The 945-nt window shown below is 47.1% G+C and carries 1 protein-coding gene; it reads right to left on the minus strand.

Going from position 1 to position 945, the window contains the following annotated elements; genetic code table 11:
* Nucleotides 1-945 (minus strand): reverse transcriptase domain-containing protein (locus tag CSQ88_RS22475; protein WP_257212739.1); only part of this gene is annotated, 945 nt, incomplete at both ends.

Consider the following 945-nt stretch of genomic DNA (forward strand, 5'->3'; position numbering starts at 1 on the left):
ATCTCGCATGAGAGATCTAAAGCCGCGTCGGTATTTACGCGCCAGCCAATAGCCAAACTTCCAGAAGATGGCGCGATCTAACTTGCTGAATAAAGTGGCAGTAAAGTCGGTGTATTGGTAGAAGTTTGCCCACCCCGTGAGTTGCCGATTCAGGCTTGCCAGCATATCCATTCGATTCTTGCTGTAATTACTCGACAGTTGCTTGACCAATTTCTCGGCAAAGCGCCGATATTTATCCCACGGAATTGTACTCACGACCCGCATTTGACCACGCGAGCCACGCTTACGAATAATTCGATGCCCCAGAAATACAAAGCCATCGTTAACATGCGTAATGTGGGTTTTCTCAAGGTTCAGCGTCAATTTAAGCTGTTCTTCAAGAAATGCTCGGCAGTCTACACGCACAGTCTCAGCTTGTGCTTTGCTGCCTTTAACAATCACAACAAAATCATCAGCATATCGGCAGTAAGATATGGCTGGTTTCCACTGCCGCTGCTCCCGAATTGCAATGGGGCGCTGATTTTGTATGCCAAAGTTCCAAGCCCAACGATCTTTACGTACCTTCTTATTGAGGTATTTAGCCTCCATCCAAGCATCAAATTCATGCAGCATGATGTTTGATAACAAAGGTGAAATAACCCCGCCTTGCGGTACGCCTTCGCTAGCCGCACGAAATAGACCGCGATCAACACATCCCGCTTTGATGAATTTCCATAACAAAGCCAGTAAACGCTGGTCTGCGATACGTTTTCGTATTGCTTTGAGCAGTAATCGATGGTGAACGGTATCGAAGTAACTGGCTAGATCACCTTCAATAATCCAGCGTCCAGCCGTGCTTTGTTCTCCTCCATCCTGCAGCTGTAATTTCACCGAGCGAATGGCGTGATGTACGCTGCGCGCTTTTCTGAACCCGTATGAAACGGTATGGAAATCACTTTCCCATAT

It is taken from the genome of Iodobacter sp. BJB302, from assembly GCF_002735645.1.
Classification (GTDB): domain Bacteria; phylum Pseudomonadota; class Gammaproteobacteria; order Burkholderiales; family Chitinibacteraceae; genus Iodobacter.